This window comes from uncultured Campylobacter sp., assembly GCF_938018145.1.
Classification (GTDB): Bacteria; Campylobacterota; Campylobacteria; order Campylobacterales; family Campylobacteraceae; genus Campylobacter_A.
In genome coordinates, this window is the sequence record NZ_CALIII010000456.1 from 1 (window position 1) to 3,951 (window position 3,951).

A 3,951-nucleotide genomic window follows, 5' to 3' on the forward strand; every position below is an offset into this window, starting at 1 on the left:
GGTAGCTTTTGCGCACCATTGGGTATTTAATGCGTGATTTATAGACCATGTCGGCGGTGTAGTGTTGTAGCGGATTATACACTTCGCTCGTTTTTTGAAACGGCTCTGATTTTACGATCTTGCCGTCTTTGACGCTAACTTTTAGCATGCCCCAGTGAGCAGCCGTTAGCACCTCGCCGTTACGTACGTTTGCCGTATTTAGCTCGGCGCCGAGTAAATTTGACGCCGTTACGCTAGAAAACAAAGGAGCCGCCGCAAGCGCCGCTCCGCCTTTTAATACATTTCGTCTTTGTAGGTTCATTTTTCTCTCCTATTTTTTACTTCTCGGTCGAACAAAGTCCGACCTCCGAGCGGGAGTATAAATACTCCCTGCACCCACCTGAAGCACACCGCTTCTTTCGAAAGCGGCGTAAATTCGACACATTTTTTGCTATTTTTGATTCCTCAGATCAGCAAAGCCGATCTTTACGGGCGGAAGCGCAAGCGCTCCCTGCACCATTCTGCTTGCAGTTGCGAAGTCGCAGACGCAAGCAAGGCTAAAACACATCGCTTATTTTAAAAGCGACTTTAATTCGGCTTTTTATCAGCCAACGAGCCGCGCCTTAGCACGGACTCAAATTTAAGCTTTTACGCTCAAATTTGACCGCTCTCCCGTCCAAAGCGTCAAATTTGACGGACTAAAAAACAAAGCCTCGTTGCGCGGTTTAGCCGCAAAGCAGCCGCTCAAATTTAGCGCGCATCTCGTCTTACGCGCTAAATTTAACTTTTCGCCGAACATTATAAATTTGACGTCTCGGCAAGCTTCCTCGCCGCGACTTTCATAAATTTAGCTCCCCGCAAATCTCGTCCATTTGCGGGCGCGTTAGGCGTAAATCCTCGTCAAATTTACGCGCCGCTTTTTACTTTTTCGCCACGTTCACGTCGGCAGAGTGCTTTTGCAAGTACTGTATCACCAGCCACTCGTCGTCTTTGCCGATCGCCGTTCGCGCGATCATCGATTTTAGCAGGTTAGGCCACTGATTTGCCTTGTAGTGCGTGGTTTGATGTAGCGAATGGCACGCTCCGCAGCTTTCTTTGTAAAGTTCGCCGCCCTTAGCAAAAAGCCCGCCTAGATCGCTCGTAAAGCCGTCTTTTTGCGCATAGACCACGGTCTCGACCTCGTCCCATTTGCCGTTAGCGCCCTTTTTTACGACCTTGATCTCAGGCGTCGCGGTTTTGGCAAACGCCACGGCGATGACGCGCTCGGAGTCGCTAAAGTAAACGACGTTGCTAACGGCCGGATTTTGGTAGCCTTTAACGGAGATTTTCACGCGGTCGCCCTGCGTGGCTAAAATTTTAACCCCGTTCGTCGGCAAGAGCCTGCCTATGCTTTTTTGCGACGTTGCGTCGGCGTAAACGTCTTTTACCGATGGGCTATACACCTCGCCCGCTGCAAAGAGCGAACAGGCGAGCAAGCTTGATAGTAGGATTTTTTTCATTTTGCTCCCTTAAATTTAAGATGTAAAAGGATTATATAAGAAAAGTATGATGAAAGTATGATTTTATGAAATTAAGATTTTATATTTGCGCGGTTCATGCCGTAAATTTGCAAGCAAAATTTGTAAATTCGACGGTAAAAGCTTACGAAAAAATACTAATCTCGGTTTTAAATTTTAAAAGCGAATTCGGCAAGGTTGTTAAAAGTAAAATTTAAAGCAGTAGCCCGCAAAACGCCCGAAATTTAGGAGGGTTCGCGAGCCGAAAAATCCTACTCCGCGCTATAGCTTGAGAGCATATCAAAAGTAGGAGCAAAAAAGAGCGCTCCGGTAACCGGCGTGCTAAAATCAAGCAATCTATCAGAGTTACCGCGCGGCTCGCCGATAAACATCTTATTTAACATCGCTTCAACCGTCGAAAATGTGCTAGCGTATGCGATAAAGTACGTTCCCGTTATGCTTCCCTCGACAAAAGGCATATTTCCGCGAACGACTTTTTTATCGTCGCCTACGTTTGCCGCGGCGGAGTGCGAGTTGCTAGGCTTTTCATCCTCGCTCATCTCGATGTCGTCTGCTTTCGTGCGGCCGATGACCTTTTCTTGCTCGCTCACGCTAGTTGCATTCCACTCTCTCATTTTGTGTTTATATTTTTGCACGAATACGTAGCTTCCGCCCTTAAATTTCGCGTCCTCGTCGCCGACTTTGGCAAAATAATCTCTATCCTCGCCGTTTGGATTTTCCGTACCGTCTACAAAGCCGATGATCGCCCTGCCGTCGTGGTATTTAAAACCCTGAGTTTCGTCTGCGAGCTTGGCAAATTTAAAAAGTTCGGCCTTTACATTTTGCGCCATATCAAAGCAATCCGCCGCATCAAGCGCCCTAATATGCACGTGGATATCGCCCGCGGTGCTTACGGCTTCGTGCTTATCGCCTTTTATCGATTTAAAATTTACAAGCTCTTTTGGTAGCGGTTGCGGGAGTCCTAGCTTTAGCCACGCGTCGCATCCGACGGCGATAACGCAGTTTACGTTCGCCTCCGTGCCAAACCTTACTTTAGCCGTTTTGTTTAAATTTACAACCAAAGCGCAAAGCCTCTCAAAGCCTTTTTTACAGGCGTTTTCGTCGCCGCTTAGTAGCCAAGTTTGAAAGACGGTGTTATTTCCAGGCGCCTGCGTTACTTCTTGCGAATTTATTTGCATATTTTCTCCTTAAAGTTGATTTTAAAATTAGCAATTCGCATTTTACGACTTAAATTTTAATTTATGCTAAATTTACGCTTTTAAGAAAACGTAAATTTTAAACGGATTATAATCGCCGAGTTTTGTATTAAACTATGATTTTTGATTAAGCCGTCTTGCCTCAGATATAGCTCGTTTGACTCACGGTTCGTTGATTTTGCTCGGCTAGGACAAGCGCATATCCGCTGCCCTGCGCGTTTTGGATGAGTTCGGGGTAGAGTTTTTTGCGTAGTTTATACACGAAGCTTCGTATCGCGTCGGCGGTGCAACTGCCGTCCTGCCAGACGCACGACTCGATCATCTCAAAGCTCACGACGCGGCCCTGATTTTTTAGAAAAAGATGGAGCAAATTTTGCTCTTTTTTCGTTAGCGCCACGGGCTCCCCGTGCTTTGTTAGCTGCCTGCTAAAGGCGTTAAATTTAAAGCCGTTTTTTAGATCGACCTGGGCAAAATCGTTTTTAAATTTGTTCGCCGCAAAGCTCATTTCCATGATGAGTTCGCGCTTTTCAAACGGCTTTTTTAGCACGCCAAAGCTACCTAGCTCTATCGCGCTAAGCATGTTTTCGTCGTTACCGTATGCAGTAAGAAATATAATAGGCACGTCTTTATCCAGCCCCCTGATGCGAGCCGCCATCTCAAGCCCGTTCATATGCGGCATGTTGATATCGGAAAGCACCAAATTTACGTCCTTTGCTTCAAAAACTTCCAGCGCCTCTTTTGCGTTTGCGCAGGCGTAAACCTCGCTCACGTAGTTTTCGACCGATATTTTGATGCTTTCGCGCAGGCTCTCGTCGTCCTCGACGATGAGCAAATTTACGCCGTTTAAGATATTTTTTATTTTGCTATACACGCTAGCCTCGTTTCTTACTTGTGGTTCTTAATTCCTAAAACTAATTTTCAAATTTACAGCCTTGCCTAAATTTCGCCCAAAAATAGCGTAAATTTAGTCGGATTCGCCGCGCTTTCAAGCTCCAGCGAGCCGCCTAGCTTTTTTACGGCAAGCTCCCTAGCTACGTTTAGCCCCGTGCCGGTGCCCGTATTTTTCGTCGTGAAAAATAGCTCGAAAATTTTATCGCTGTCAGCCTCTACCCCGCCGCCGTTATCGCTCACGCTCACGCAAAATAGCCCGCCGGCCCTCTTTAGCTCGATTAAAATTTGCGGCGTTTCGCATCCGCTTTCAATCAGCGCGTCCTTGGCGTTTGAGAGCAAAGAGAGCAAGATCTGCCTCACGTAGCTAG

6 protein-coding genes are annotated in these 3,951 nt (G+C 46.7%); all 6 read right to left on the reverse strand.

Going from position 1 to position 3,951, the window contains the following annotated elements; translation table 11 throughout:
- A partial coding sequence (locus tag Q0338_RS10650; RefSeq protein WP_298086698.1) for a twin-arginine translocation signal domain-containing protein occupies positions 1-301 on the reverse strand: 301 nt, incomplete at its 3' end.
- A gap of 318 nt (positions 302-619) precedes the next feature.
- The gene (locus Q0338_RS10655; RefSeq protein ID WP_298086699.1) at positions 620-778 is read right to left on the reverse strand and encodes a hypothetical protein; all 159 of its coding nucleotides are present in this window, start codon (positions 776-778) and stop codon (positions 620-622) included.
- 121 nt (positions 779-899) lie between these two features.
- Positions 900-1,478, reverse strand: coding sequence for a cytochrome C (locus tag Q0338_RS10660; protein WP_298086700.1), 579 nt, complete (start codon positions 1,476-1,478; stop codon positions 900-902).
- A 269-nt stretch (positions 1,479-1,747) separates the two neighbouring features.
- Positions 1,748-2,674: a Dyp-type peroxidase gene (locus Q0338_RS10665; RefSeq protein WP_298086701.1), complete on the reverse strand. Its 927-nt coding sequence runs from the start codon at positions 2,672-2,674 to the stop codon at positions 1,748-1,750.
- A gap of 160 nt (positions 2,675-2,834) precedes the next feature.
- Positions 2,835-3,563 (reverse strand): response regulator transcription factor, encoded by a 729-nt coding sequence (locus Q0338_RS10670; protein ID WP_298086702.1) that lies wholly within the window; start codon positions 3,561-3,563, stop codon positions 2,835-2,837.
- A 65-nt stretch (positions 3,564-3,628) separates the two neighbouring features.
- Positions 3,629-3,951, reverse strand: a 323-nt coding sequence (locus Q0338_RS10675; RefSeq protein ID WP_298086703.1) for an ATP-binding protein, incomplete at its 5' end; no start/stop codon positions are given.

Excerpts from the sequence above, each read along its gene's own strand:
- Q0338_RS10655 (WP_298086699.1), bottom strand. The coding sequence starts at position 778 with ATGTTCGGCGAAAAGTTAAATTTAGCGCGTAAGACGAGATGCGCGCTA.
- Q0338_RS10665 (WP_298086701.1), bottom strand. The coding sequence starts at position 2,674 with ATGCAAATAAATTCGCAAGAAGTAACGCAGGCGCCTGGAAATAACACC.
- Q0338_RS10660 (WP_298086700.1), bottom strand. The coding sequence starts at position 1,478 with ATGAAAAAAATCCTACTATCAAGCTTGCTCGCCTGTTCGCTCTTTGCA.